This is a genomic window from Microbacterium sp. LWO12-1.2, from assembly GCF_040675875.1.
In the GTDB taxonomy this organism is placed as follows: domain Bacteria; phylum Actinomycetota; class Actinomycetes; order Actinomycetales; family Microbacteriaceae; genus Microbacterium.
This window is the reverse complement of sequence record NZ_JBEGII010000001.1, coordinates 3661545-3687265: the sequence shown is the minus strand read 5'-3', so window position 1 is coordinate 3687265 and position 25721 is coordinate 3661545. Positions and strand designations below refer to the sequence as shown.

21 protein-coding genes are annotated in these 25721 nt (G+C 68.3%); 7 read left to right on the top strand and 14 right to left on the bottom strand.

Translation table 11 applies throughout. The annotated features are described in order from the left end of the window. Positions 1-20: 20 nt before the first annotated feature. Genes MRBLWO12_RS17655 through MRBLWO12_RS17630 form a run of 6 tightly spaced genes read right to left on the bottom strand, consistent with a single transcriptional unit; the run spans position 21 to position 8479 of the window. Positions 21-1208: a Gfo/Idh/MocA family protein gene (locus tag MRBLWO12_RS17655; RefSeq protein ID WP_363557842.1), complete on the bottom strand. Its 1188-nt coding sequence runs from the start codon at positions 1206-1208 to the stop codon at positions 21-23. Further along, positions 1199-2194 carry a nucleoside hydrolase gene (locus MRBLWO12_RS17650; RefSeq protein ID WP_363557840.1) on the bottom strand — a complete coding sequence of 332 codons (996 nt, stop codon included), beginning with the start codon at positions 2192-2194 and terminating at the stop codon, positions 1199-1201. Before MRBLWO12_RS17650 ends, MRBLWO12_RS17655 begins: the two co-directional genes overlap by 10 nt. Continuing rightward, complete coding sequence (locus tag MRBLWO12_RS17645; protein ID WP_363557838.1) at positions 2187-5393, bottom strand: hypothetical protein; 3207 nt, start codon at positions 5391-5393, stop codon at positions 2187-2189. The genes MRBLWO12_RS17650 and MRBLWO12_RS17645 overlap by 8 nt, the downstream gene beginning before the upstream one ends. A gap of 29 nt (positions 5394-5422) precedes the next feature. Next, positions 5423-6274: a carbohydrate ABC transporter permease gene (locus MRBLWO12_RS17640; protein ID WP_363557836.1), complete on the bottom strand. Its 852-nt coding sequence runs from the start codon at positions 6272-6274 to the stop codon at positions 5423-5425. Beyond that, positions 6267-7205 carry a carbohydrate ABC transporter permease gene (locus MRBLWO12_RS17635; protein ID WP_363557834.1) on the bottom strand — a complete coding sequence of 313 codons (939 nt, stop codon included), beginning with the start codon at positions 7203-7205 and terminating at the stop codon, positions 6267-6269. Before MRBLWO12_RS17635 ends, MRBLWO12_RS17640 begins: the two co-directional genes overlap by 8 nt. Then, positions 7205-8479, bottom strand: coding sequence for an ABC transporter substrate-binding protein (locus MRBLWO12_RS17630; protein ID WP_363557832.1), 1275 nt, complete (start codon positions 8477-8479; stop codon positions 7205-7207). The genes MRBLWO12_RS17635 and MRBLWO12_RS17630 overlap by 1 nt, the downstream gene beginning before the upstream one ends. A 295-nt stretch (positions 8480-8774) precedes the next feature. Here MRBLWO12_RS17630 and MRBLWO12_RS17625 point away from each other — a divergent pair, with 295 nt between their 5' ends. The 3 genes from MRBLWO12_RS17625 (at position 8775) to MRBLWO12_RS17615 (ending at position 12795) form a co-directional block, all read left to right on the top strand. After that, positions 8775-9905 (top strand): ROK family protein, encoded by a 1131-nt coding sequence (locus MRBLWO12_RS17625; RefSeq protein ID WP_363557830.1) that lies wholly within the window; start codon positions 8775-8777, stop codon positions 9903-9905. Positions 9906-9998: 93 nt separating this feature from the next. Beyond that, the gene (locus MRBLWO12_RS17620; RefSeq protein WP_363557828.1) at positions 9999-11660 is read left to right on the top strand and encodes a glycoside hydrolase family 13 protein; all 1662 of its coding nucleotides are present in this window, start codon (positions 9999-10001) and stop codon (positions 11658-11660) included. Positions 11661-11751: 91 nt separating this feature from the next. After that, positions 11752-12795, top strand: coding sequence for a LacI family DNA-binding transcriptional regulator (locus MRBLWO12_RS17615; RefSeq protein ID WP_363557826.1), 1044 nt, complete (start codon positions 11752-11754; stop codon positions 12793-12795). A 418-nt stretch (positions 12796-13213) separates the two neighbouring features. On the opposite strand, the gene MRBLWO12_RS17610 is transcribed toward MRBLWO12_RS17615, so the two are convergent. Then, positions 13214-14635 carry an MFS transporter gene (locus MRBLWO12_RS17610; RefSeq protein ID WP_363557824.1) on the bottom strand — a complete coding sequence of 474 codons (1422 nt, stop codon included), beginning with the start codon at positions 14633-14635 and terminating at the stop codon, positions 13214-13216. Positions 14636-14716: 81 nt separating this feature from the next. Here MRBLWO12_RS17610 and MRBLWO12_RS17605 point away from each other — a divergent pair, with 81 nt between their 5' ends. Next, entirely contained in the window at positions 14717-15193 is a 477-nt protein-coding gene (locus MRBLWO12_RS17605; protein ID WP_363557822.1) for a winged helix-turn-helix transcriptional regulator, read from the top strand. Between the two features lie 20 nt (positions 15194-15213). Here the strand turns inward: MRBLWO12_RS17605 and MRBLWO12_RS17600 are convergent, their stop codons facing one another. Next, entirely contained in the window at positions 15214-16602 is a 1389-nt protein-coding gene (locus MRBLWO12_RS17600; RefSeq protein WP_363557820.1) for an O-acetylhomoserine aminocarboxypropyltransferase/cysteine synthase family protein, read from the bottom strand. Positions 16603-16753: 151 nt separating this feature from the next. On the opposite strand from MRBLWO12_RS17600, the gene MRBLWO12_RS17595 reads away from it, so the two are divergent. After that, on the top strand, positions 16754-18106 hold the full coding sequence (locus MRBLWO12_RS17595) for a TrkH family potassium uptake protein (RefSeq protein ID WP_363557818.1): 1353 nt from the start codon (positions 16754-16756) through the stop codon (positions 18104-18106). A 35-nt stretch (positions 18107-18141) separates the two neighbouring features. Next, positions 18142-18837, top strand: a complete 696-nt coding sequence (locus MRBLWO12_RS17590; RefSeq protein WP_363557816.1) for a potassium channel family protein — start codon at positions 18142-18144, stop codon at positions 18835-18837. A gap of 33 nt (positions 18838-18870) precedes the next feature. Here MRBLWO12_RS17590 and MRBLWO12_RS17585 read toward each other — a convergent pair whose 3' ends face one another. Genes MRBLWO12_RS17585 through fdxA form a run of 4 tightly spaced genes read right to left on the bottom strand, consistent with a single transcriptional unit; the run spans position 18871 to position 21711 of the window. Further along, on the bottom strand, positions 18871-19500 hold the full coding sequence (locus MRBLWO12_RS17585; protein ID WP_363557814.1) for a superoxide dismutase: 630 nt from the start codon (positions 19498-19500) through the stop codon (positions 18871-18873). Between the two features lie 26 nt (positions 19501-19526). Beyond that, positions 19527-20036 carry a flavin reductase family protein gene (locus MRBLWO12_RS17580; protein ID WP_363557812.1) on the bottom strand — a complete coding sequence of 170 codons (510 nt, stop codon included), beginning with the start codon at positions 20034-20036 and terminating at the stop codon, positions 19527-19529. Beyond that, a complete protein-coding gene (locus MRBLWO12_RS17575; RefSeq protein ID WP_363557810.1) occupies positions 20033-21388 on the bottom strand; it encodes an FAD-dependent oxidoreductase in 1356 nt (451 codons plus the stop codon). Before MRBLWO12_RS17575 ends, MRBLWO12_RS17580 begins: the two co-directional genes overlap by 4 nt. Next, positions 21385-21711: a ferredoxin gene (gene fdxA, locus MRBLWO12_RS17570; RefSeq protein WP_363557808.1), complete on the bottom strand. Its 327-nt coding sequence runs from the start codon at positions 21709-21711 to the stop codon at positions 21385-21387. The genes MRBLWO12_RS17575 and fdxA overlap by 4 nt, the downstream gene beginning before the upstream one ends. A gap of 83 nt (positions 21712-21794) precedes the next feature. Here fdxA and soxR point away from each other — a divergent pair, with 83 nt between their 5' ends. Further along, the gene (gene soxR / locus MRBLWO12_RS17565) at positions 21795-22274 is read left to right on the top strand and encodes a redox-sensitive transcriptional activator SoxR (RefSeq protein WP_363557806.1); all 480 of its coding nucleotides are present in this window, start codon (positions 21795-21797) and stop codon (positions 22272-22274) included. A 99-nt stretch (positions 22275-22373) separates the two neighbouring features. On the opposite strand, the gene MRBLWO12_RS17560 is transcribed toward soxR, so the two are convergent. Both MRBLWO12_RS17560 and MRBLWO12_RS17555 read right to left on the bottom strand, forming a co-directional pair. Continuing rightward, positions 22374-24620 carry a glycoside hydrolase family 3 N-terminal domain-containing protein gene (locus tag MRBLWO12_RS17560; protein WP_363557804.1) on the bottom strand — a complete coding sequence of 749 codons (2247 nt, stop codon included), beginning with the start codon at positions 24618-24620 and terminating at the stop codon, positions 22374-22376. After that, complete coding sequence (locus tag MRBLWO12_RS17555; RefSeq protein WP_363557802.1) at positions 24620-25720, bottom strand: ABC transporter permease; 1101 nt, start codon at positions 25718-25720, stop codon at positions 24620-24622. The genes MRBLWO12_RS17560 and MRBLWO12_RS17555 overlap by 1 nt, the downstream gene beginning before the upstream one ends. Position 25721: the final 1 nt, after the last annotated feature.

The window sequence follows — 25721 nt, the reverse complement described above, 5'->3', positions numbered from 1 at the left end:
AGGCCGCTCGATTCCGGGCTTCATCCGCGACCCGTGCGCACCGCCGCGTCGAGCTGTCCGCCGTCGAAGTACGCCCGGATCGCGGGATCGAGCGCGACCACCCGCTGCGGCTCCGCTGCGCTGCGGATCGACGTGGTCGCCGCGATCCCGGCCGCGACGCTGTCCCGCGCCGCGACGGGTGAGGTCGCCAGGCCCGTCTCGCCGCGGAGGAAGCCGAGGAACTCCTCGACGATCGCGACGTCGGCTCCGCCGTGCGTGCCTTCACCCAGGGGGATCTCGTAGTCCGCGTCGCCTTGACCGTTGTACTCCGACCGGCGGTTCCACAGGCGCACGATGCCTCCGTCGGAGTCGCCGAAGTTCTCCAGGCGTCCTTCGGTACCGATCACGGTGTAGTTGCGCCAGTAGTCGGGCGCGAACGCGCACTGCTGGTAGCTGGCCAGCACACCGTTGCCGAGCCGCATCGTCATGAGCGAGACGTCCTCGATGTCGATGACCGGATTCAGCTCCGTCTGCGCGAGCGGGGGCCAGTTGTCGAGACTGGCGAGCCTGCCCATCATCCGATCGGAGTTGTCACGTCGGTCCTCGATCGCGCCGTAGACCATGAGGTCGCCCATCGCGACGACGTCTGTGCTGGGAGCACCGCCGAGCCAGTGGATGACGTCGATGTCATGGGCGCCCTTCTGCAGCAGCAGGCCGGTGGTCTTCTCGCGCTCGGCGTGCCAGTCCTTGAAGTAGAAGTCCCCGCCGTGGCCGATGAAGTGCCGGCACCAGATCGTCTTGACCTCGCCGATGGCGCCCTGGTCGATCAGTTCCTTCAGCAGGCGGACCATCGGCATGTGCCGCATGTTGTGGCCGATCGCGAGACGCGTGCGGGTGCGATGCGCGGCGGCGAGGATCCGGTCCGCATCGTCGAGACGCGTCGCGATCGGCTTCTCGAGATACACGGGGATTCCGGCCTCGAGCAGGTCGACGGCGACCTCGGCGTGGGTGTGGTCGGGGGTGAGCACGAACACCGCGTCGAGATTGAACGCGGCGAGCGCGCGATGGTCGGGGACGACCGTGACCGACGCCCCGAACAGTTCTCGGGCCCGCTCCGTTCCCCGCGGCTCGGGGTCGGCGACGGCGACGATCTCGGCGCCGAACCGCGGGATGTAGGTGGCGAGTTCCGCGCGTGATCCCGCGCCGGCCACTCCGATCTTCAGGACCATGCGTCGACCTCGCTCGTGCTCGCGGAGATGCTTCTGACCGGTTGGCGCGGCGGCCGCCCCAGGTGGTCGTCGATGATGTCGGCGACCTGCTCCGCCGATGAGACGACCTTCGCATAGCGGTGGGGGCCGCCGGCGGATGCTGTCCAGACTGTTCGCGCGATGGCATCCACGGCGACCGCGCCCTGCTCGCTCCACTCGATGTGCCCCTCGAGCTCGGACGCGCTCAACATCACGGCGAGCAGGTCCCAGCTCGGACGACCGGTGCCCTTGCCGCTGTGCAGCGCGTAGGCGATCGCGACCGGGCTGTCATCGCCCTGTGTCAGCGGCAGCGTGCGTCCGGTGATCACGTCGGCGGCGGTCTCCCATCCGATGAAGTCGATCGGTCCTGGCCATTCCCCGAGGAACCGCGCGGTCTGGCCGACATCGTGGGCGAAGTTCGTCTCGGCGATCGGCTCCGCACCCCGCTCCGGCCTGGCACGTCGCCCGAAGACTCCCCCCATCACCACCGTGCGCGCGACCTTGGCGCGCACCAGCTCGCGCCCGGAGACGGACGCCGCGGCATCCGCAGCGGAATCCAGCAGTGCGACCAGATTGCCGAAGTAGCCGATCGAGACGAGAGTGACCGATCCGTCATCCGCATCCGCCAATGCCGCGCGGAGCACGTCGACCGCCGGCGGCATGTGATCGGGAGTGGCGGCGGACGGATGCATCCGGCTGATCGCCCGCGCATAGTCCTCCGGTCCGATCTCGTCCGTGGTCGGATGCAGGATGCCGACGGGCAGCTCAGGGCGCCCGTAGTAGCCGTTCACCACCCGCGCGGCACTGTGGCTCCAGTGTCCGGAGGTGTTGATGCCGATGCCGAGGATCCGCACCCGCCCCTCGTCGGCCAGGGCGTGCGCCACCGCGAGCGCCCCGGCGTCGTCGACGTCGTCGCAGAGATCGGTCTCGATCAGGATCGGCACGGGGTGGTGCCGGTGGTCAGTCATTGCGCGAGATGAGGATGTCATCGACAGAGAGCGCCCCTCCATTGTGCAGGCCCCAGATGAGGCGGTAGTCGGTGTGGTTGCCGGTCGTGAACGTCACGGATCTCTTGCGCACGGTGCCGACCGGGTCGGTCCATTCGGTCACTCCCCGATCGCTCGGGGATCCGGCTGCCTGGGACCGGGCGAGGAAGTAGAAGTTGCCGCCGCTTCCGGGCGCGGCACCGGTCTTGGTGACGAAGTCGACGGTGTAGGAGGCGTTGGCGGCGAGCGCGATCGTCGTCGGGTTCGAGTACAGGAACTCGTACCAGTCCGTCGTCGCCGGCGCCGCGCCGTAGGCGGAACGGGTGCCGGAGATGACCTGGGAGGGCACGCTCGTGATGGTGCCGTACGTGCCGCCGAATCCGCCGGTGAAATGGCTCGTCGCGAACGACCCCGTCTCGAATCCGAAGAGCACGCCACCGTGCACGAGCGGGTTGCTCCGCGCGAGCAGCACGGTGTCGCCCTTCGCCATCGTGAAGGTCGCGGTGGTCACCGACAGGCCGATCAGGGTGCCGGTCCCCGTGTCGTACAGGGGTCCCGCGGCCGGCACCGTCACGGTCTTCGTTCCTGCGGTCTTCGCGTGCAGGCTGATCCAGGAGGCGTTGGCTTCGAGGTTGTCGTCACCACTCGTGTACACGTGCACTCCGGCCTCGCCGTACAGCTTCCGCAGCACGGGCGACGGGATCGGGGGCGTGCTCGCCAGCACCGACGTCCATCCGCTGAGCGCCTTCTTCGCGATCACGGGGCGCGGCGTGGTCTCGGCGGAGCGGGCCAGCGTCGTGTACCCGCTCCCGGCGGGGAGGAAGAGCGGTTCGAGGGCGATCTCGCCGCCGAACGTCTCGGTGACGCCGGGGAATGCCGACGCGTCCAGGTGGTAGCTCATCGGCGGGAGCCCGGCGTTCTTCACCTTCGTGATGGTGATGTCGTCGACCACGACCTCTCCCCCGTCGTGGATGCCCCAGATCAGGTAGTAGTCGCTGTAGTTCTTGAGCGTGAACTCGAACTCCTTCGTGTAGATCACCCCCGGTGCGTCGCTCCACTGGTTCGAGCCGACGTCCTGCGGGACGCCCCCGCTGCCGGTCCGCGCGACGAAGTAGAAGTAGGCGCCGGTTGCCGGCGCGGTGATCGTGCGCCCGCGGAACTTCACCCGATAGGTGGCGTTGGCCTCGAGCACGATCGACGCGGGCTTCGTGTAGAGGTACTCGTGCCAGTCGGTCGTGGTGGGGGCGCTGCCCTTGACCGATCGCGTCCCGCCGATCACCTGGCCTGCCGTGGTGATGATCGAGCCGGCGGCGCCGCCAGCGCCCGCGGAGTAGCCGGTGCTCGCGAAGCTGCCGGACTCGAAGTCTTCGCTGTCCAGCGGGGTGCTCGGATCGGGCGGCGACGCTGTCGGGGCGTTGACCTGGGTGAGGCTGAACCCGGTCAGTGTCTCGACGTCGGCCTTAGAGAGCCCGGTGTCTCCCGCGTACCCGGGTGCCCATCCCCAGACGAGTGTGCGGCCGCCGGACTTGAGGGCGGTGATCGCGGCCCGTTGGGCGGCGTTCAGACGGAACGCGTCGGGGAACACGTACACCTTGTAGTGCGTGGGGACGAGCCCGTCGACCAGGTCGTCGATCGTGAAGCGGTCGAACGGAGCACCGGCGCGGCTCAGCTCGCCGATGCCCTGGCGGCTGCCGAGCGAAGGGCCCTCGTAGAGCTTGGCCGTCGTGTCGGTCTCACCGCCGAGCACGAGCTCGGCGGTCGGCACGCTGATCACGGCGACCTCCGAGGACCGGGCGCGCGAGACGTTCATCGAGTAGTCGCCCCAGTGCTTGAGCTTCGCGAACTCCGCACCGAATGCAGGATCGGCGTACCAGAGTCCCGAGGAGTGATCCATGTACCACATGCCGGTTCCGTGAGTCACGGCCTGTCCGAATGCGCGACGGATGATGCCGAGGGATTCGGCCATGGTGGTCGCGTAGATGAACAGGGTGGGGCTCTGCGCGAGGTGCGTGCGGTCGTCTGCCTCGTCGATGAAGAGCTTGCCGTGCAGCGCGAGGCTCTCGGTATAGGTGCGGTAGGCGCCGTCATCACCGGGAGCACGGCGATAGTAGGAGTGCGGCGAGGTGACCAGATCGACCGACTCGAGGCGGTGCAGCGCGGCGACCGCGCGGTGATGCTGCTCCTGCGGCATGTACCCCTGGTCCGGGGTGTACCCGTAGAGGACCGAGGTGAGGAGCGTGCCGTCGCTCTCGTCCTTGACGATCGAGGCGAAGTGGTCGATCGCCTCCACGACCACCCGGTGATGACTCTCGTAGTAGTCCAGCACGCGGCGCGACGCGGCCGGATCGCGGAACAGCCCGTTCGCCGTCTCCCGCCGCTCCCCTGTGCCCGGGATCACCACGGTGTCGAAGGTGACGGCGGGGTCGCCCCAGGCGGCTCGGAGCTGCGCCACGCTGTTCACGTACTTGGTCTTCAGATGCCCGATCCAGGCGGTGCGCATGGCCTCGCTCGTGTCTGGCAGGTACTCCGCGTTGTAGCAGAGCCACTCGCCGTAGAGCCCGCCGGCGAGCGTGATGCCCATGGTCCGGTCGCCCTGCGGTCCGTCCAGGATGTGCCGCACCATCGCGCGGAGCTTCGCACCGGCCTCCGTGCGCCAGGTCGCCGAGGCGAAGGAGGCGTCGCGGGGGATGGCAGCCGTTCCGGGATCGATCGCGTAGTCGACGACGTCGTCGGGGTGGGCATCGAGCCACCATGGCCGCGCCCACAGATGCACCCGCGGCATGGCATAGCCGCTCGGCACATGATCCTCGAACGTCTGCATCACGCGGTCGATGATCGAGAAGTCCTGCGTCCCTGGGCCGTCCCAGCCGAGGTCGAGGAAGGTGTCCTTCTCGATGAACGAGTAGAACTCGACGCCGGCGTAGCTGAAGGTCTGCCCGTCGGCGACGGAGACCTCCTGCTCGAATAGGTACATCGGGAAGCGCGGAGCGTCGTCGACGAAGAGGCAGGGAGCGCCGCGATGGGCGCCCACCCGGAACGTCGGCCGCCCCGCCACCGTCGTGAGCGGATGCACCGACGCGAGCCCGTCGCCCGCGAAGGCGGAGCCCGGTCGGGCGTTGCCGTCGACGAGGGCGATCAGCAGGGGTGCGGTCATGACACCGAGGAACGTACGTCTCTTCATCGAGCTGTCCTTTCGAGAGGGGGCGGGTCTCAGCCTTTGAGACCCGAGAAGGCGATGCCCTCGATGACGCGGCGCTGCATCACGAGGAACAGGATCATGATCGGCAGCATCGCCATGAGCGCTGCTGCGAGCATCGAGGGGTACTCCGAGCCGTGCTCGCCCGTGAACGACGCCAGCCCGACCGCGAGCGGCATCATGTCCTGACTGTTGACGATCACGAGCGGCCACAGCAGCGACGACCACGACGCGAGGGCCGTGAGGATCGCGAGGGCGCTCAGCCCCGGACGGGCCAGCGGGAGCATGACCTGCCAGAACACCTGGCCGGGGTTCGCCCCGTCGAGTCGCGCGGCCTCTTCGAGCTCCTTCGGCAGACCGAGGAAGAACTGGCGCATCATGAAGATCCCGAACGCGTTCACCAGGCCTGGGACCACGATGCCGGCGAACGAGTTGAGCCAGCCGAAACTCTGCACGGTCTGGTACTGGGGGATGAGCAGCAGCGTGCCCGGCACCATCAGCATCGACAGCACGATCGCGAACAGCGGCCCCTTCGCGAAGAAGCGCATGCGGGCGAAGGCGTATCCGCCGAGCGCGCACAGGATGAGCGTCGCCACCGTCGTCAGCACGGTGATGATGACCGTGTTCAGCATCTGCCGCAGGAACGGGATCTGGGTGAAGACGCCGATGTAGTTGTCGAGGTTCCACTGCGTCGGCCACAGCGTCGGCGGCACCGAGGTGATCTGCCCGTTCGTCATGAACGTGGCCAGCAGTTGGTAGATGAACGGCGACACCATCACGACGCCGCCGACGAGCAGCACGGCGTGCGCTCCGAGGTGCCGACCGGTGCGCTGGCCTCGACGGTTCTGCACGCTGCGGTCACTCATAGTGCACCCACTTCTTCTGGAGGCGGAACTGGATGGCGGTGAGGATGGCGATCATGACGATGATCACGACGCCGATCGCTGTCGCGTAGCCCTTGTCGTTCTGCAGGAAGCCCTCGTTGTAGAAGAAGTAGACGAGCGTCTGCGAACGAGCGGCGTTGGGGCCGGTGCCGAGCATCACGAAGATGAGGTCGAACACCTGGAATCCGCCGATCAGCGTCAGCACGCTGATGAAGAAGATCGTGGGGGTGAGCAGGGGAAGGGTGATGCTGCGGAACTGTCGACCGGGACTCGCGCCGTCGATCGATGCCGCCTCGTACAGGTCCGGCGGGATGCTGGAGAGCCCGGCACTGAACACGATGATGTTGAAGCCCAGCGACAGCCAGATGCCGACGATCGCGACGGCCACGAGGGAGAGCCCCGGCGTCGACAGCCAGTACGGACCCGGGATGCCGAACAGGCCGAGGAACGCGTTGATGAGGCCGAAGTCGCCGCTGTAGAGCATCCGCCACACGATCGCCACCGCGACCGGCATCGTGACGACCGGCAGGAAGTAGAGCGTGCGGTAGAGACCTTTGAACCGCAGTCCCGGCCGGTTGATGAGCGCGGCGAGGTACACGGCGATCGGCACGTTGAGCATCACGATGGCCGTGTAGATGGCGGTGTTGCCGAGGGCGAGGGCGAAGTCGGGATCGCTGAACAGGCGGACGTAGTTGTCGATCCCGGTCCAGCTGACGTCGCCGAAGAAGCCCCAGGTGGTTAAGCTGTAGTAGAACGTGCGCAGCAGCGGCCAGATGAAGAAGATCGCCAGGGGGACGAGGATCGGCACGAGGAAGATCCACGGCCAGATGCCGTCGTACTTGCGCGTCCGCCGCGTGGGGCGGGCGGTGGCCGGAGCCACCACCCGCCCGCGACTCGCTGTGGTGGTGGTCATCACTTCTGCTCGGCGGCGAGCACCTCGTTCATCGCGGCGGCCAGTTGCTTGCAGGCCTCCTCGACCGTGAGCTCTCCGCTCCACGCCTTGGTGAGGTACTCGTTCTCGAGCGTGTTCCACGCGGCGGTGTTGAGCGACACCGGGTACGGGGCCGCGTGCTCCGCCTGGTCGCTGAACAGCGACAGGTCCCACTGGGGGAAGGCATCCGTGAAGCTCGAAGCGACACCGTTGTAGGCGGGGATGCCGAGGCCCGCGGCTCCGTACATCTCCTGTGCCTTCTTCGATCCGAGGAAGGCCTGGAACGTCTGTGCGGCCTCCTTGTTCTCCGAGTAGGCGGACACGGCGTCGGCGCCGCCCTGGATCGTGGTGACGAGGTCGGACTCACCGGTCGGCAGCGGGGCCACCGCGACGGTCTCGGCGATCTCGCTGTCTTTCAGGGAGTTCGCGTTCCACGGGCCCGACCACATCATGGCGAGCTTGCCTGAGGTGAAGTACTGCGGGATGGGGGTGTCGGTGATCTGGGCGACCGACGGGGAGACACCGGCCTGGGCCAGGTCGACCCAGAGCTTGACGCCGGCGATCGTGCCGGGGTCGTCGTATCCGGAGGTGGTGCCGTCGGCGGAGATGACCTCACCGCCCGACTGGTAGATCGTGTTGTACGAGGTCTCCTGCCCGGTCCACGGTGCGGCGGCGGCGCCGAAGACGCCCTCGGCGCCGAGCGCATCGCTGATGGCCGTGGCCGCGGCGACGAAGTCCTCCTGCGTCCACCCGTCGGCCGGGTAGTCGACACCCGCGCGGTCGAAGAGGTCGGTGTTGTACCAGACGCCCATCGTCGAGTACCCGGTGGGCGCGGCATAGAGCTCGTCGTCGAAGGTGTAGCTCTGGATGGACGCCTCGGGGAAGTTCGCGGGGTCGAATCCCTGGGCGGTGTCGATCGCGGCGAGCGCGCCGTTGGTCGCGTACAGCCCCGCGTTCGGCTCGTTGATCCAGAACACGTCGGGGAGCGTCTTGCTCGATGCCTGGGTCTGCAGCTTGGTCCAGTACTGGTCCCAGGGCAGCGCCTGGATGTTGACGGTGATCTCCGGGTGCTCCTCGTTGAACGCGGCGATCACTTCCTTGTATGGCTCCAGGGCGTTCGCGTCCCAGATCACGTAGTTGATGGTGCTCTCCCCGCCTTCGGCGGCGGGGCCGGCGCCGGAGGCGCAGCCTGCCAGGCTGAGGGAGAGGACGGAGACGGCGGCGACGGCGCTCGCGGTCTTTCGCTGACGGTTCATTGTCTGCTGATTCCTTTGCTCGGGTGCGAGGGGGTACGGCATTCGTGCGCGAGCGGTGACGACCTCGGCACACCTGGATGACATCTGGCTATATAATAATCCAAGTTGGCATTAAAATTAAACGACGGCGCAGATCGCTGTCAAGCATGAGATTCGACACCGATCCATCGAGGTGGATCCGCTGCGGACGCGCGCTACGATGACTAACCAAACTTCACGTGAAAATCCACTCCTCTACGTTCGGGAGACCATGACGACGACATCACGCTCCGGCGACCGGTCGCTACTGAGGCGCATGAACACGCACGCCGCGCTCCTCGGCATTCGCGACGGTCATCAGACGACGTCGACGCTGGCCGACCATCTGGGCATCTCACGCACCGCCGTCGAAGACGTGATCCGCGACCTCGGGGAACTCGGCTGGATCGCACCCGCCGACGCCCCGGCCAGCGCCCGCCCCGGCCGCCCCGCGCGGAGCTACCGCTTCGCCGCCGAGTCGGGGTACGTCGTCGGTGTCGACATCGGCGTGCACAAGATCCTCGGCACGGTCGCCGACCTCGACGGCGAGCTCCGCGCCTCCCACAAGACGTCCGTCGACGAAGACGCGAGCGCCACCGACCGCATCGATCTCGCGACCACGGTCGTGGAGGAGTGCCTCTCCCTGGCCGGCGTGGATGCCGACGCCGTCTGGTGCGCCGGTGTCGGCTCGCCCGGTGTGATCGACGCCACAGGTACCGTCACCCGGTACGGCGGCAACGGCCTTCCCGGATGGCTCGGCCTCGACCTCGCGCAGACACTCTCCTCGCGGTGGGGTGTGCCGGTGCGCGTCGAGAGCGACAACAACCTCGGCACCATCGCGGAGCACTGGCGCGGCAGCGCGCAGGATGCGCAGGACGTGGTCTACATCCTCTCCGGCAACCGGACCAGCGCGGGAATGCTGCTCGCCGGCTCCCTGTACCGCGGCCACAGCGGCGGGTCCGGCCTGGTCGGCGCACTCCCCCAGCTGGGCTGGGCTGACGCCCCGAGTCACGTCGCGGCACTCGCCGGCAGCGGCGTCGAACCGACGCGGGAGGCCATGTTCCTCGCCGCACGCGAAGGGCACCCGCAGGCGCTCGCCGCACTCGACGGGTTCGCGGGCAGCATCGCGACCGGTGTCGTGGCGATGTCGCTCGCCGTCGACCCGGAGCTGATCGTGCTCGGTGGCGGCATCTCCCGAGGCGGAGAGATCATCCTCGACGCGGTCCGTGCACACATCGATCGTCTGCAGCCGCATGCGCCGCGGGTAGTGCTGTCGACTCTGGGCGACGAGTCGGTCGCGATGGGGGCGGTGAGGATCGCGCTCGACGCGATCGAGTCCCAACTGCTCGCCTCCGTGCAACAGGAGACCCGCTTCCCCTCCCCTTCCCGGGGGATTCTGACCACCTGAGAATGCCGCGCACCCCGTCGCCGCACCGCGAAAATCGAACCGATTCGATCCCCGCCCTGGCAACCATGTAAGCGTTTGCACTAACCTGTTCCCATGGCACAGCTTGAGCAGATCGCAGCCCCCGGTTCCGAGTGGTGGCGCAGCGCCGTCATCTACCAGATCTACCCCCGTTCCTTCGCGGACGCGTCGGGTGACGGCATCGGCGATCTGCCGGGCATCACCAGCCGCCTGGACTCCCTGCAGGAGCTCGGCGTCGACGCGATCTGGCTGAGCCCGTTCATGACGAGCCCGCAGCGCGACGCCGGCTACGACGTGGCCGACTACCGCGACGTCGACCCGCTGTTCGGCACCCTCGCCGACTTCGACGAGATGCTGGCGCAGGCCCACGCCCGCAGCATCCGCGTCGTCGTCGACCTGGTCCCGAACCACTCGTCCGACCAGCACGTCTGGTTCCAGCAGGCACTCAAGGCCGCCCCCGGCAGCCCGGAGCGCGCGCGCTACATCTTCCGTGATGGCAAGGGCGAGAACGGCGAACTCCCCCCGAACAACTGGGAGTCGGTGTTCGGCGGCGGCATGTGGCAGCGCATCACCGAGGCCGACGGCACGCCCGGCCAGTGGTACCTGCACATCTTCGACGCCACGCAGCCCGACTTCGACTGGAACAACGAAGAGGTGCGCGAGGAGTTCCGCTCCATCCTGCGCTTCTGGCTCGACCGCGGTGTCGACGGCTTCCGCGTCGACGTCGCCCACGGCATGATCAAGGCCGAGGGCCTGCCCGACTACACGCCCCCGAGCGACGCCGACTCCATGGGCGGCGGCGAGGCGAACGTGCCGTACTGGGGTCAGGACGGCGTGCACGAGATCTACCGCGACTGGCACAAGGTGCTCGCCGAGTACGACGGCGACCGCGCCCTCTGCGGTGAGGCCTGGATGCCGACGCTGAAGCAGACCGCTCTGTGGGTGCGCCCGGACGAGATGCACCAGACGTTCAACTTCCCGTACCTCATGACGTCGTGGCACGCGAAGGAGCTCAGCGAGGTCATCCGCGAGTCGCTCGACCAGTTCGGCGCGGTCGGCGCCCCGAGCACCTGGGTGCTCTCGAACCACGACGTCGTGCGGCACGCCTCGCGCCTCGCGCTCACGGCCGACAACCCGCAGGGTGAGGGCATCGGCCCGAAGACTCCGCACAAGCCCGACACCGCGATCGGCCTGGCCCGTGCCCGTGCGGCGACCACGCTGATGCTGGCGCTGCCCGGCTCCGCGTACCTGTACCAGGGCGAGGAGCTCGGCCTGCCCGAGGCGATGGAGATCCCCGACGAGTTCCGTCAGGATCCGACCTGGTTCCGCACCCAGCACGAGCGCTACGGTCGCGACGGCTGCCGCGTGCCGCTGCCCTGGGAGGCGGATGCTCCGGCGTTCGGCTTCAACACGACGAACCTGTCGTGGCTCCCGCAGCCGGCGGAGTGGGCGACGTACGCCCGCGATGTCGAAGAGGCCGACCCCACCTCGACCCTCTCGCTCTACAAGGAGCTGCTGGCCGCTCGTCGCGCGCATGGCTTCGGCTCCGGCTCGCTGGTCTGGGAGGACGCCGGGGATGACGCGGTGGCCTTCCGCCGTGGTGACGTGCACGTCGTCGCGAACCTCGGCAGAGCCCCACTCGAGCTCCCCGCCGGAGCATCGATCGTGCTGAAGAGCCAGCCGTTCGAGGGCACGTCGCTCCCGGTCGACACCGCCGTCTGGTATACCCAGGCCTGACAACCGCATCCCGCTCCGGTCGCGGATTCTGTTCTTCTTCGCTCGACGAACGACAGGATCCGCGACCGGAAGGGAATCGACAGAGGAACACATGGCGAGCATCGACGAAGTCGCCCGCATGGCCGGGGTCTCCACCGCCACGGTCTCGCGCGCCCTCAGCGGTCGCGGTCACGTGTCGGAGGCCGCGCGCCAGCGCGTGCAAGCCGCCGCCACCGCGCTCGGCTATGTCGTCTCCTCGCGTGCGTCGAGCCTCGCCTCCGGGCGCACCCGGAACATCGGCGTGGTCGTGCCGTTCCTCGACCGCTGGTTCTTCAGCACCGTGCTCTCGGGCGTCTCCGCCGCGCTGATGCGCGAGGGCTACGACATCACGCTGTACAACATCACGGCCGACAAGGATGTGCGTCGGCACGTGTTCGACACCTTCCTGCGCCGTCAGCGGGTGGATGCCGTGATCGCGGTGTCGATCGAGCTCGATGAGGACGAGACGCAGTACCTGCTCGACCTCGGGCTCCCGGTCATCGCGATCGGCGGCCCGAACCCGAAGCTCGACACTCTGACGGTCGATGACGTCGCGGTGGCACAGTTGGCGACCGAGCATCTGATCAGCCTCGGGCACACCGACATCGCGCACATCGGCGCGAACCCCGAGTTCGACCTCGACTTCCACATCCCCACCAACCGGCGCCTGGGTTTCGAGCGGGCGCTGGCGACGGCCGGCATCCCCCTGAACCCGGCGTTCCTGGAGCCGGCCGACTTCACGGTCGAGGGCGGCTACCGGGCGGCCAAGCAGCTGCTCGGGCGCCCGGGCCCTCGCCCGACCGCCGTGTTCGCCGCGTCGGACGAGATGGCGATCGGCGCACTCCTCGCCGCCCGCGACCTGGGCTTCCGGGTGCCGGAGGACCTGTCGATCGTCGGCATCGACGGCCACGAGCTCGGCGAGTTCTTCCGCCTCACCACGGTCGACCAGTTCCCGCTCGGCCAGGGCGAGAGGGCAGCGGATGCCGTGCTCGCCAAGCTCACCGCACCGGATGCCGTGCGCATCCCCTCGGCCCTGCCATACGAGCTCAACGTGCGCGGCACGACCTCGCGCCTGCCCTCGACGCACGGCCGCGGCGCGCCTGGTCGCCCCGCATGACCTCGCTGTTCAACGCACAGCTGCACGAGCTCGACGCCCGGTGAGCGAACGCATCGGGGATGCCCTGACGGTACCCACGCCGCGAGCCGTGCGGGCCGCCCGCGCGACCGCCCTTCTGCTGGCCGTGATCGTGCTGTGTGCGCTCACGGTGCACTGGTTCTTCTTCGACGGCAACCTCCTCCCTCTGCTCCGCCCTGAGCTCGACACGGGCGGGGCGACGTGGAGGGGGTTGTTCGGGATCTATCTGCTGCTGGTCACCGCGGGGTGCGCCGTGCCGATCGTCGCCGCCATGACGGGGCTGCGAAGTTGGGGCGTCTGGCTCACCGCGCAGATCCTGACCGGCGTGGTCGGCATCTGCTTCGGCCTGGTGATCATGTTCCTGATCCTGATCGCCGGGATCGGCTTCGAACCCGGCGAATCACGGCCGTGGCACACCGCATCCGTCATCCCGATCGGCCTGGTGGCCGTCGCCCCGATCGTCAGCTGCGGCATCCTCGCGAACCGGCTGGCGAGCTGGACCGAAGACGATCGCGCCTGGCGCGGTCGCGCTTTCGGCCTCAGTGCGGTTCTCCTCGTCGCGGCCGTCGCACTGGCGGGATTGGCGATGCTTTTCCTGCACCTCGACCGCGGGTAGGGGGCGGGCGGTCGACGTCGAGCGCACCACCCCGCCGCCTCCACGCGCTTTCATCACCATGAGCCGGCTGAGTGCCCAGGTGAGCAGCCCGCAGAGGGCGAATGCGATGCCGATCGCGGTCGGCCCTCCCCATCCCATGACGGCGTACAGCGAGGTGGTGGCCGTCGCACCGAGGGCGGATCCGAGCGAGTAGAAGATCATGTAGCCGCCGATGGTGCTGCTCGTCCGGTCGGCATACGCGGCGGTGAGCAGGCTCTGATTGCTGACGTGCACCGCCTGCACAGCGAAGTCCAGGACGATGACGCCGAAGACCACGAGCCACAGCGACCAGCCCGCCTGTCCCGATGCGATCCACGACGCCGCGAGGAGCAGGAGCGCGATTCCGGTCACACGCTCGGCCTTGCCGGCATCCGCCCAGCGCCCTGCTCGCGCCGCGCCGAGGGCCCCGGCGAGCCCCGCGATTCCGAACAGCCCGATCTGGGCCGTGCTCAGGTGCCAGGGTTCCGCCGTCAACGGCAGCGCGAGTCCGCTCCAGAGTGTGCCGAAGGAGGCGAACAGGAAGAACGCGATCAGTCCGCGCGAGACGAACAGTGGCTCGCGGAAGAGGCTCCCCAGCGAGCCCATCACCTGAACATAGGTCTTGCGACTCGTCCGGCGGTCGCCAGGCAACCTCGTCAGAACGACGACGGCGAGACCGGCGAGGAGCAGTGTCAGCGCGACGTACACGCTGCGCCACCCCCAGAGCGCAGCCAGAACTCCCGCCAGCACCCGCGATCCGAGGATTCCGATGATGACCCCGGAGGTGACGATGCCGAGCGTCCGGCCACGTTGCTCCGGTGTCGAGAGGTCGGCGGCGAACGCGACCGCGGTCTGCACCACGACGGCGAACAGCCCCGATGCGGCCAGGCCGATGAGCAGCACGAGCGGAGTGGATGACACCGCAGCGACGAGCATGCCGGCCGCGGCGAGGAGCAGCTGGCCGCCGATGAGCATGCGGCGGTCGAGCATGTCTCCCAGGGGGACGAGAAGTGCCAAGCCGATCAGATACCCGATCTGCCCCGAGGCCACGATCCATCCCAGGTCTGCCTCGCGCACTCCCAGCTCGCGCCCGATCTCCGCCAGCAAGGGCTGGGAGACGTAGATCGTCGCGACGGCGAGTGCGCAGACCGTCGCGAGCGCCGCCGTTCGTCCGTGCGAGATGCCCACACATCCTCCATTCAGTAGCATTTTGCAACTCAACGGACACTACGGCAAACTGGTTTTGATCTGCAACTGATCGGAGGTCTGATGAAACACATCACGAGCGTCGACGGCTCGTCCTGGACGGATCCCGACTGCCCCGTCGCACGCACACTCGACATCGTCGGCGACCGTTGGAGCCTGCTCATCGTCCGCGACGCGATGGACGGCGCCCGCTCGTTCACCGACTTCCAGCACCGCACCGGAGTCGCTCGCAACATCCTCACCGAGCGCCTCCGCCGCCTGGTCGATCGCGGCATCCTCAGACGCGAAGCGGCACCATCCGGTCGGCGACAGCTGTACGTGCTCACAGACGCGGGGCGCGACCTCTTCACCGTGATCGTTGCTATGCGCCAGTGGGGCGAAGGCCACGCATTCGCGGATGACGAGACGCACTCGGTGCTGCTCGACGCGAGCGGGCTTCCGCTGGCCAGACTGCAGCCCACCGACTCGCACGGCGTCGCGGTCGACGTCGACTCCACCACCGTCGTGCGCGCCGACCGGTCCGACCACGCGACGCCATAGAACTCAACGGCGAGCGGAGACTATCGACTCTCCCGATTGTCTGCGTTGCTGGCCAGCCCGAGGTGCGCGGCAACCGCGGCGAGCGCGCTGTCGAGGTCGGCGATCAGGTCGGCGACGGTCTCGATGCCGACCGAGAGACGCACGAGTCCGTCGTCGATGCCGAGCTGTGCGCGCAGTTCGGGCGTGAACGACAGGTGTGTGGTCGTGGCGGGGTGCAACACCATGGAGCGCACGTCGCCGATGTTCGTCATGCGACTGAACACGCGCAGGCTGTCGATGAAGATCTCCGCTCCCGCTCGTCCGCCGCGCACCGTGACGGCGAACACGGATCCGGATCGTCCGCCGAGGGTGCGCTGCGCGATCTCGTGCTGCGGATGCCCCGCCAGCCCGGCGTAGTCGACGTACTCGACCGCGGGATGCTGCGAGAGGAATTCGGCGACCGCCCGGGAGTTCTCGACGTGCCGCTCCATACGCAGCGACAACGTCTCGATGCCCTGCTGCAGCAGGAAGCCGTGCAGCGGCGAGAGCGCGGGGCCGAGGTCGTTCACGATTCCGCCGCGCACGAACTGCTCGTAGGCACGGTCACCGTACGCCTCGAGCGGGCTGGGCGCACCCGGCGCCGGCGGCTCTGTGATGCCCGCATACGACCGGGGGCTGCCCGCCCAGTCGAAAGTGCCTCCGTCGACGATGATGCCCGAGATCGCGGCGCCGTGACCCGAGAGGAACTTGGTGCCGGAGTGCACCACGATGTGCGCGCCGTGCTCGAGGGGCCTTATGAGGTAGGGCGTGCCGATCGTGTTGTCGACGATGAGCGGGATGCCGTGACGCGCGGCGATGCGGGCGACGGCTGCGATGTCGACCACGTCGTTCTTGGGGTTAGGGATGGTCTCGGTGAAGATCGCCTTGGTGTCCGGCCCGATCGCCGCCTCCCACTCGGCCTCGTCGGTGGGATCGGCCACGTAGTCGACGCCGACACCGAAGCGGGCGAAGGACCGTGCGAACAGGATGCGGGTGCCGCTGTAGATGCTCGCGGTCGAGACGAAGCGCTCGCCCTGGCCCGTGATCGAGAGGATCGCCGCGCTGATCGCCGCCTGCCCCGACGACACCACGACCGCACCGGTGCCTCCTTCGAGGGCGGCGATGCGCCGCTCGGCCACGCCGTTGGTCGGGTTGAGGTTGCGCGAGTAGACCTGGCCGTCATCCGCACCGCTGAACCGCCGCGTGCTCTCCTCGAACGAGTCGAAGCGGAACGCCGCGCTGAGGTAGATGGGCGCGATGCGCGACCCGTACTCGGGCTCGTCGAACTCACCGGCGTGCACCTGGCGGGTGTCGAAGCCGAAATCGGTCCAGTCGTAGACCGGCTCGCGGACCTCGTGCGCGACGGATTCGGGCGGGATGCCGTTGCTCATTTTCCTGAGGCTAGACACTGCACGCACGCAGCGCGCGCCTCTCGTCATGAGGCGTCACAGATCGCACCCGCGAGGCGGCGAGGACACGACTCTCGGCTCTGCCGCAGCATCATTCCACTTCGAGACGCCACGACCGGGTAGTGTCCCATCCGTGACATTGCTCCGTCGCGCCGGTCGGCGTCGATCCCTCGCCCCCGCCCAGGTCATCGCCTTCGGGTTCGGAGCGGCGATCATCGTGGGAACGATGCTGCTCATGCTGCCGATCTCCTCGAGCACGCAGACGTGGACGCCGCCGAGCGACGCGCTGTTCACCGCCACCTCCGCCGTCTGCGTCACCGGCCTGGTGGTCGTCGACACCGCGGTGTACTGGAGCCCCTTCGGCAAAGTCATCATCCTGGCGCTGATCCAACTCGGCGGGTTGGGCATCATGCTCTTCGCGGCGCTCATCGGCCTGGTGCTCGCTCGCCGATTGTCGGTCCGGTCGCGGATTCTCGCCGGCACCGAGACGAAGACTCCGGGCGCCGGCAGCATGAAGCGCATCGCGACCGGCATCCTCCTCACCACGCTCGCGATCGAGGTGATCGTGGCGATCGTGCTGTTCCTGCGATTCCTCACGGGGTATGGCTACGACCCCCTGCGGGCAGGATGGCATGCCGTGTTCCACGCGGTCTCGGCCTTCAACAATGCCGGCTTCGCCCTCTACACCGACAGCCTGATGCAGTTCGTCTCAGACCCGTGGGTGTGCCTGCCGATCTGCGCGGCGATCATCCTCGGAGGTCTCGGATTCCCAGTGCTCCGGCAACTGAGACGCGAGTTCCGCCGCCCGCTGCACTGGACGATGAACACCCGGATCGTCCTGTCGGCGACGATCGCGCTGCTGGTGATCGGCACCGCGTACGTCCTCCTGTTCGAGTGGGACAATCCAGGGACGCTCGGCCAGCTCCCCCCGGCCGATCGGGTACTCGCCGGCTTCTTCCACTCCGTGCAGGCGCGGACAGCAGGCTTCAACTCCGTGGACATCGCACAGATGCACGACGAGACCTGGCTCGGCACCGACGTTCTGATGTTCATCGGTGGCGGTCCGGCCGGCACGGCGGGCGGCATCAAGGTCACGACCTTCGCCGTGCTCTTCTTCATCATGTGGACGGAGCTGCGCGGCGGTGCAGCGGTGAACATCTTCGGCAAGAGGCTGTCGCGCGCCGTGCACCGCGAGGCCATCACCGTCGTGATCGTCGCCCTCGGCGCGGTCATGGCGGCCGTGATCGCGATCCTCGCCCTGACCGACTTCGACCTCGATCGCGTGCTGTTCGAGGTCGTGTCCGCGTTCGGAACCGTCGGCATGTCGACCGGCATCACCGCTGATCTGCCACCGGCCGCGCACCTGATCCTGGTCGCGCTGATGTTCTTGGGCAGACTCGGGCCCCTGACACTCGGTTCCGCTCTCGCCTTGCGCGACAGACCGAGCGCCTACGATCTCCCTAAGGAACGACCGGCGATCGGCTGATCAGTTGGCCCTCACCTCACAACGGAAGGACGAGCGTGTCCAGGTTTCTCTCATTCGGGCAGGATGCCAGGCGGATCGCCGAAGCGGACTCCGTCGCCGTCATCGGCCTCGGACGCTTCGGCACCTCACTCGCGCTCGAGCTGATGGCCTCAGGGACGGAAGTCCTCGGGATCGATGTCGATGAAGACCTGGTGCAAGCCCTCAACGGAGAGCTCACACAGGTCGTGCGCGCGGACTCGACACGTGTCGAGGTGCTCGAGCAGCTGGCCGTCGGGGAGTTCGACCGTGTCGTCGTGGCCATCGGCAACGACATCACCGCCTCGATCCTCACCGCATCGCTGCTGCTCAAGATGCAGGTTCCGGTGATCTGGGCGAAGGCGGTCGACGAGCAGCACGGCGCCGTGCTCGAACAGCTCGGCGTGCACCGAGTGGTCTACCCGGAGAAGGACATGGGGCGTCGCGTCGCGCACCTCGTCCGCGGAGCCGCGGCCGACTATCTCGAGATCGACCGCGGCTACGCCGTCGTGAAGACGGTGGCCCCCGCACATCTGCAACGCATCACCCTCGCCGAGGCGTCCGTGCGGTCGACCTACGGAGTCACGATCGCCGCCTACCGCACGACCCACGGCGAATGGCGCAACGCCGAGGCGACGACCGTGCTCAGCGACGGAGATGTCATCCTCGTGGTGGGCCCCACGCGAGACGTGGAGAAGTTCGCCCAGCTGCGTTGAGCCCACCCCTGCGACGGCACCTCGGCCGGTGCCTCAGAGCGCCGTGATGAGTCCCTGCGTCGCGGCGCGGGCGGCCTCGAACCGACGCTGCACGTCGGGCCAGTTCACGATGTTCCAGAACGCCTTGACATAGTCGGCACGCACGTTGAGGTAGTCGAGGTAGTACGCGTGCTCCCAGACGTCGAGCTGCAGCAGCGGGATGACGCCGAGGGGCGCGTTGCCCTGCTGATCGAACAGCTGGAAGATCACCGGGCGTGCGCCGACGCTGTCCCAGGCGAGCACCGCCCAGCCGGATCCCTGCACGCCCAGAGCCGTGGCGGTGAAGTGGTCGCGGAATGCGTCGATCGAGCCGAACTCGTCGGCCAGCGCCGAGGCGAGCTCACCCTCGGGCGTCCCGCCGCCTTCGGGCGAGAGGTTCTGCCAGAACACCGAGTGGTTGACGTGTCCGCCGAGGTTGAACGCGAGGTCCTTCTCGAGCTTGTTCACGTTCGCCAGGGTGCCGGACTCACGGGCGGCGGCGAGCTGCTCGAGGGCCGTGTTGGCACCGGTGACGTACGCCTGGTGGTGCTTGGAGTGGTGCAGCTCCATGATCTTGCCGGAGATGTGCGGCTCGAGGGCTGCAAAGTCGTAGGGGAGCTCGGGGAGCGTGTACAGAGTGGACATGCGTGTTCCTTTCGGTGTGCGGATATTCAGTCGTTGTGAGCGGGTGGCAGGGCGTGGAAGCGGCGGTCGACGTAGACGAGCGGTCGCCCCTGCGTGCCGGTGAGCACCTCGAGCACCTCGGCGATCACGACGGTGGAGGTGCCGACCGCGATGGTGTGCAGCGCCCGACAGCGCAGGGCGGCGCGGGCGGAGTCGAGGTGCGGCTCGCCGGTGTCGAGCGCGGTCCAGCCCTGCTCGGGGGTGAACCGGTCAGCGCCGCTGGTGGCGAAGCTCTGGGCGAGCGCGGAGTGCTCGTCGTCGATGAGGTGCACCACGAAGGTGTCGGCGCTGAGGATGGCCCCGGCCGAGCCGGTGGCCCTCGTGACAGAGAACATGATCGCCGCGGGGTCGACGGCCACCGAGGCGACGCTCGACGCCGTGAGCCCGACCGGGCCGTCGGGGGTGGACGCCGTGATGATCGCGACGCCCGCAGGGTGCGTGCGGAACGCAGCCTTGAGTGCTTCGCCGACCGGGGTCGGCACCGGGTTCGTGCTCATCGAGAGATCTCCGTCATCTGTTCGTGTGTGGCATGGGCGAGCATCTCGGCCCGTTCCACCAGTTTGGTCCGTTCGCGCCCACGGTCGGCTCCTGCGTTACGTTCAGCGGCATCGATGCGCAGCCATCCGTCGAAGTCGACGGCCGCGGTGAGGTGCGCGATCGGATCGCCCTCACGCGCGGTGCTGTCCGCGGCGGCGAGATCGTCGACCAGGTGCTTCACCGTCTGCGCGGCATCCGACTTGGTCGAGCCGATCAGTCCGACCGGACCCCGCTTGATCCATCCGGTCGCGTACAGCCGCGGGATCGGCGTCCCGCCTTCGTCGACCACGCGGCCTTCGACGTGCGGGACCACTCCGGCCTCGTCGTCGAACGGCATGCCGGGCACCGGCGTCGAGCGGTAACCGACGGCGCGGTACACGGCGCCCACGTCGTAGCGGAGCATCTCGCCCGTGCCGACCATGCGCCCCAGTTCGTCGGATGCGGTGCGCTCCATCTCGATCCCGGTGACCCCGTCGTCGCCGATCACCCGCACCGGCCGCTGTCGGAGATGCAGGTGGATGCGGCGCGATGCCGTGCCGATGTTCTCGCGTTCGGCCCATTCGGTGAGCGTGCGCACGATGATCCGGCGCTGCGAGAACTGCGCGATCATGCGCTCCGCGTGTGCGTCGAGCACGACGTCATCCGGATCCACGATGACCTCGACATCATGCTGCGCGGCGAGCTCCCGCAGCTCGAGGGGTGAGAATCGCACATCGGCCGGCCCGCGGCGGGCGAACAGGTGCACGTCGCGCAGGGGGCTCGCGCCGAGCTGCGCCAGCACGTGATCCGGAGTGTCTGTGCGCTCGAGCGCCGCGGCGTGCACCGCGAGGATGCGCGTCACGTCGAGCGCGACGTTCCCCGCGCCGAGCACCGCGACCGACTCCGCCGTCAGCGGCCAGTCCCGCGGCACATCGGGATGACCGTCGTACCAGGCCACGAAGTCGGCCGCGCCGAAGGAGCCGGGCAGATCGATGCCGGGGATGTCGAGCCGCACGTCGAGATCGGCGCCGGTCGCGACGATCACGCCGTCGTAGGCGGCACGGAGCTCGTCGATCGTGATGTCGGCGCCGATGTCGACGTTGCAGCGCAGCCGGATCCGCGGATCGCTGATCACATCGTGCAGCGCATCCGTGATCTTGCGGATGCGCGGGTGGTCGGGCGCGACCCCGTACCGGACCAGCCCGTACGGTGCCGGCAGCTTCTCGAACAGGTCGATGGATGCGGTCGGCGCGAGGCCCAGCAGGATGTCGGCGGCGTAGATCCCCGCCGGTCCTGCTCCGACGATGGCGATGCGCGGGTCGAGGATGCTCATTCCGCTCCTTCCTGCGGCGGGAGCGCCGCGATGAACGGATGGTCGTGGGGGATCATCCCGGTCTTGGCTGCTCCACCCGGCGAGCCGATGTCTTCGAAGAACTCCACGTTCGCCTTGTAGTAGTCCTGCCACTCGTCGGGCAGGTCGTCCTCGTAGAAGATCGCCTCGACAGGGCACACGGGTTCGCACGCGCCGCAGTCGACGCACTCGTCCGGATGGATGTACAACGACCGTTCGCCCTCGTAGATGCAGTCGACGGGACACTCGTCGATGCAGGCGCGGTCCTTCACATCGACACACGGCAGGGCGATCACATAGGTCATCTGGGCGGCTTTCCTCGGGATACCTCTACCGTAAAACCTCAAGTATGCTTGAGGTCAAATCGGCGAGCAGTGAGGAGACGCACATGACGTCTGCGACGGATGAAGAACCGCACCCGCACACCGCCGACGAGCCGCTCACGATCGGCGAGATGACGCGGCGCACCGGCGTCGCCGCATCCGCTCTGCACTTCTACGAGAACCTCGGCCTGATCGCCTCGACGCGCACGCCGGGCAACCAGCGACGCTACCCGCGGCACATGCTGCGACGGGTGTCACTCATCACGGTCGCCAAACGCCTCGGCATCCCACTGGCCGATGTGCAGAGCGCATTCGCGGACGTGCCGCTGACCGAGACGCCGACCCACGCCGACTGGCAGCGCGCCTCACGGCGGTGGAAGCGCGAGCTGGAGAAGCGCCGCGAGGGGATCGAGCGCCTGGAGCGCGAGCTCACCGGATGCATCGGCTGCGGATGCCTGTCGATGAAAGCCTGCGGACTGCTGAACCCGGACGACACCCTGGGCACCCAGGGCGTCGGCCCCCTCCGTCTCCGCGACGAGGAGTGACGCCGAGACCCACCGCCCCCACCGAGACCCATCACCGCGCGCGTCGGCCGCAGTGGGTCTCGACGGGAAGGATGGGTCTCGGCGAGAAGCGGATGCCGGCTAGACGACCTCGAACCCGGCGGCCAGCAGCGCATCCTCGCGGGAGGACGGGCCGACGAGCAGCTCGAAGGCACCGGGCTCGACGATGCGGACGCCGGCGGCGTCGACGATCGTGCAGTCCGCCACTGGCAGCTCCAGGCGCACCCGCACCGACTCCCCGGGAGCGACGTCGACCTGGCGGTAGGTCTTGAGCTCGCGGTCGGTCCAGCTCACGCTCGTCACCGAATCACGCACGTACACCTGCGCGGTCTCGCGCGCCGGGCGCGCCCCGGTGTTCGTCACCGTCACGTGTCCGACGATCGTGTCGGACGCGGTGAGCGATGTCTGCTCCAACGACAGGTCGGAGTACTCGACCGTCGTGTACGAGAGGCCCTCGCCGAAGCCCCAGGCCGGGGCCTGAGTGAGGTCGGCGTAGCGGTCACCGTGCTGCCCGCGGATCTGGTTGTAGTACGTCGGCTGCTGACCGACGTGACGCGCGAACGAGATCGGCAGACGGCCTGACGGCTCCACAGCGCCCGAGATGATCTCGGCCAGCGCGCGCCCACCCTGCATGCCGGGGCTCGCTGCCCAGATCACGGCGGCGGCCTGTGCGGCGGATGCCGGCAACACGAGCGGCTTCGAAGCGAGCAGCACGATGACCACGGGCTTCCCAGTCGCGATGAGCGCGTCGAGCAGGGCGTTCTGCCCGCCGATGAGCTCGAGCGTCGCAGTCGAGCGCCCTTCGCCGACCAGCTCGATCCGGTCGCCGACGACTGCGACGATGACATCGGCCTCGGATGCCGCGGCGACGGCCTCCGAGATCAGCGCTTCGTCCGGTGCGCAGGGCTTCACGATCGAGGGCCGAGGCTGCCCGTCGGGGAACAGCGCCCCCTGCGGATCGTCCTCGAGCGTCAGGATGTCGGCACCACGGGTGTGCGTGACGGTCCAGCCGTCGACACCCTGGAGCCCGTCGAGCACGGTCGTGATCATCTCGCGCGGCTGGCCGTCGAGCCACCCGGCCTGACCGGAACCCCCGGCCCAGTCGCCGAGCTGCGTCTGCGCGTCGTCGGCCAGCGGACCGGTGACCGCGACCTTCAGCGGCGCCGTGGCGTCGAGGGGCAGCACGCCGTCGTTTTCGAGCAGTACGAGCGAGCGCCGGGCGACCTCGAGGTTCAGCGCGGCGTGCGCTGCGCTGCCGACCACGGCGTCGAGCTCGGTACCGGGCAGGCGCGGGTTCTCGAACAGCCCCAGCTCGAACTTCAGCGTCAGGATGCGCGCGGCCGCGGCGTCGAAGGCGTCGTCCGTGAGCAGTCCCTGCGCGACGGCATCCAGCGCGCCCTCGAAGAAGAGCGGCGTAGTCATGATCATGTCGTTGCCGGCCTTCACGGCCGCGGCGGCGGCATGCGCGTAGTCGGGCTGCACCTTCTGCTCCCACACCATGCGCCCGACGTTGTCCCAGTCGGTGATGAGGGTTCCGGTGTAGCCCCACTCGCCGCGGAGCACATCGCTGAGCAGCCAGTCGTTCGTGGTGATCGGCACGCCGTCGGTGGTCTGGTAGCCGAGCATGAACGTGCGGCATCCCTCGCGGGCCACCCGCTCGAACGGCGGAAGGAACCAGGAACGGAGCTTGCGGCGCGAGATGTCGGCCTCGCTCGCGTCACGCCCACCCTGGGTCTCGGAGTAGCCAGCGAAGTGCTTGGCGGTGGCGAGGATCGCGGTGGGGTCATCGAGACCGTCGCCCTGGTAGCCGCGCACCATCGCCGAGGCGAGCTCTCCGATCAGGAACGGGTCCTCGCCGAAGGTCTCGTCGATGCGGCCCCAGCGCAGGTCGCGCGCGATGCACAGCACGGGTGAGAACGTCCAGTGGATGCCGGTCACCGCGACCTCTTCGGCCGTCGCACGTGCCACGCGCTCGACGAGCTCGGCATCCCAGGAGGCGGCCATGCCGAGCTGAGTCGGGTAGATCGTCGCGCCGGGCCAGAACGAGTGCCCGTGGATGCAGTCCTCCCCCACCAGCAGCGGGATGCGGAGCCGCGTCTGCGCCGTGAGCTCGTTGGCGCGCAGGATGCGTTCCGGTGAGGTGTGCAGGATCGAGCCCGCATGGCGCCGCGCGACGTGGTCGTCGAGGTCGTCGCGTGCGTCGAGCTGCAGCATCTGCCCGACCTTCTCCTCGACCGTCATGCGGCTGAGGAGGTCGGCGACGCGCTCCGGGATCGAGAGGGCGGGGTCCTGGTAGGGGAGGACGGTGGTCAACGTCTGAGAGGTCATCACTTCGTGTTCTGTGTCGTGTTCGTCGGAGTCGTGGTCTTCGGGGAGTTCGTGTCGGGCAGGGGGACGGTGCGCACAGCGGTGACCGCGTCGTTCACGTTCAGCCCCTTCTTCTTCATGGCCCTGGCCCGCTCTCCGGCGGAGCGCAGGCGCGGGTTGACGTACTCGTCGATGCCGAAGTTGATCAGTGAGAGTGCGACGCCGATGATCGCGATGCACAGGCCCGCAGGCACGTACCACCACCAGAGTCGCGGGAAGGCGCCGTTCTGCTGCGCCCAGAACAGGATGGTCCCCCAGTTCAGATTGCTCACCGGGATCACCCCGATGAAGGCCAGCGTCGTGAGGCCGAGGATAGCCGCCGTGACTGTGCCGACGAAGCTCGACGCGATCAGGGCCATCAGGTTCGGGAGCATCTCGACCGTGATGATGCGGCGCAGCGGCTCGCCGTTGGCGCGAGCGGCCTGGATGAAGTCGCGGTTGCGCAGCGACATCGTCTGGGCGCGCAGCACGCGTGCTCCCCAGGCCCACCCGGTCAGGCCCAGCACGGCGGCGATCACGATCAGTGGCGGGTTCTCGAACTGCGACGCGATGATGATGATCAGCGGGATGCCGGGGATCACCAGGAACACGTTGGTCAGCGCCGAGAGCGACTCGCTCTTCCATCCGCGCACGTAGCCGGCGATGACGCCGACCGTGATCGCGATGAAGGTCGCGATCACGGCGGAGAGGAAGCCCACGACGATCACGCCCTGGGTGCCGTAGATGATCTGGCTCAGCACGTCCTCGCCCATGTGGGTGGTGCCCAGCCAGTGCTCGAACGAGGGCGGCTGGCGCAGCGCGTCGCGGTCCTTCTGCGTCGGTGCGTACGGCGCGATCCAGGGAGCGAGGATCGCGATCAGCACGAACACCCCGAGGATGATCAGTCCCGCGACCGACTTCGGGTTGCGGAACATCGCGAACGCCTGAGCCAGCTGCGACCAGAAGGTCTTGCGCTGCGGGCCACCGGTCACCGGCGAGCGCAACGTGGCGGTCTCCGGCATCCCGGTGACGACGGGGGTGCCGTCGGGGGCCGCATTGCTGGCAGATGTGGGAACGGTCATC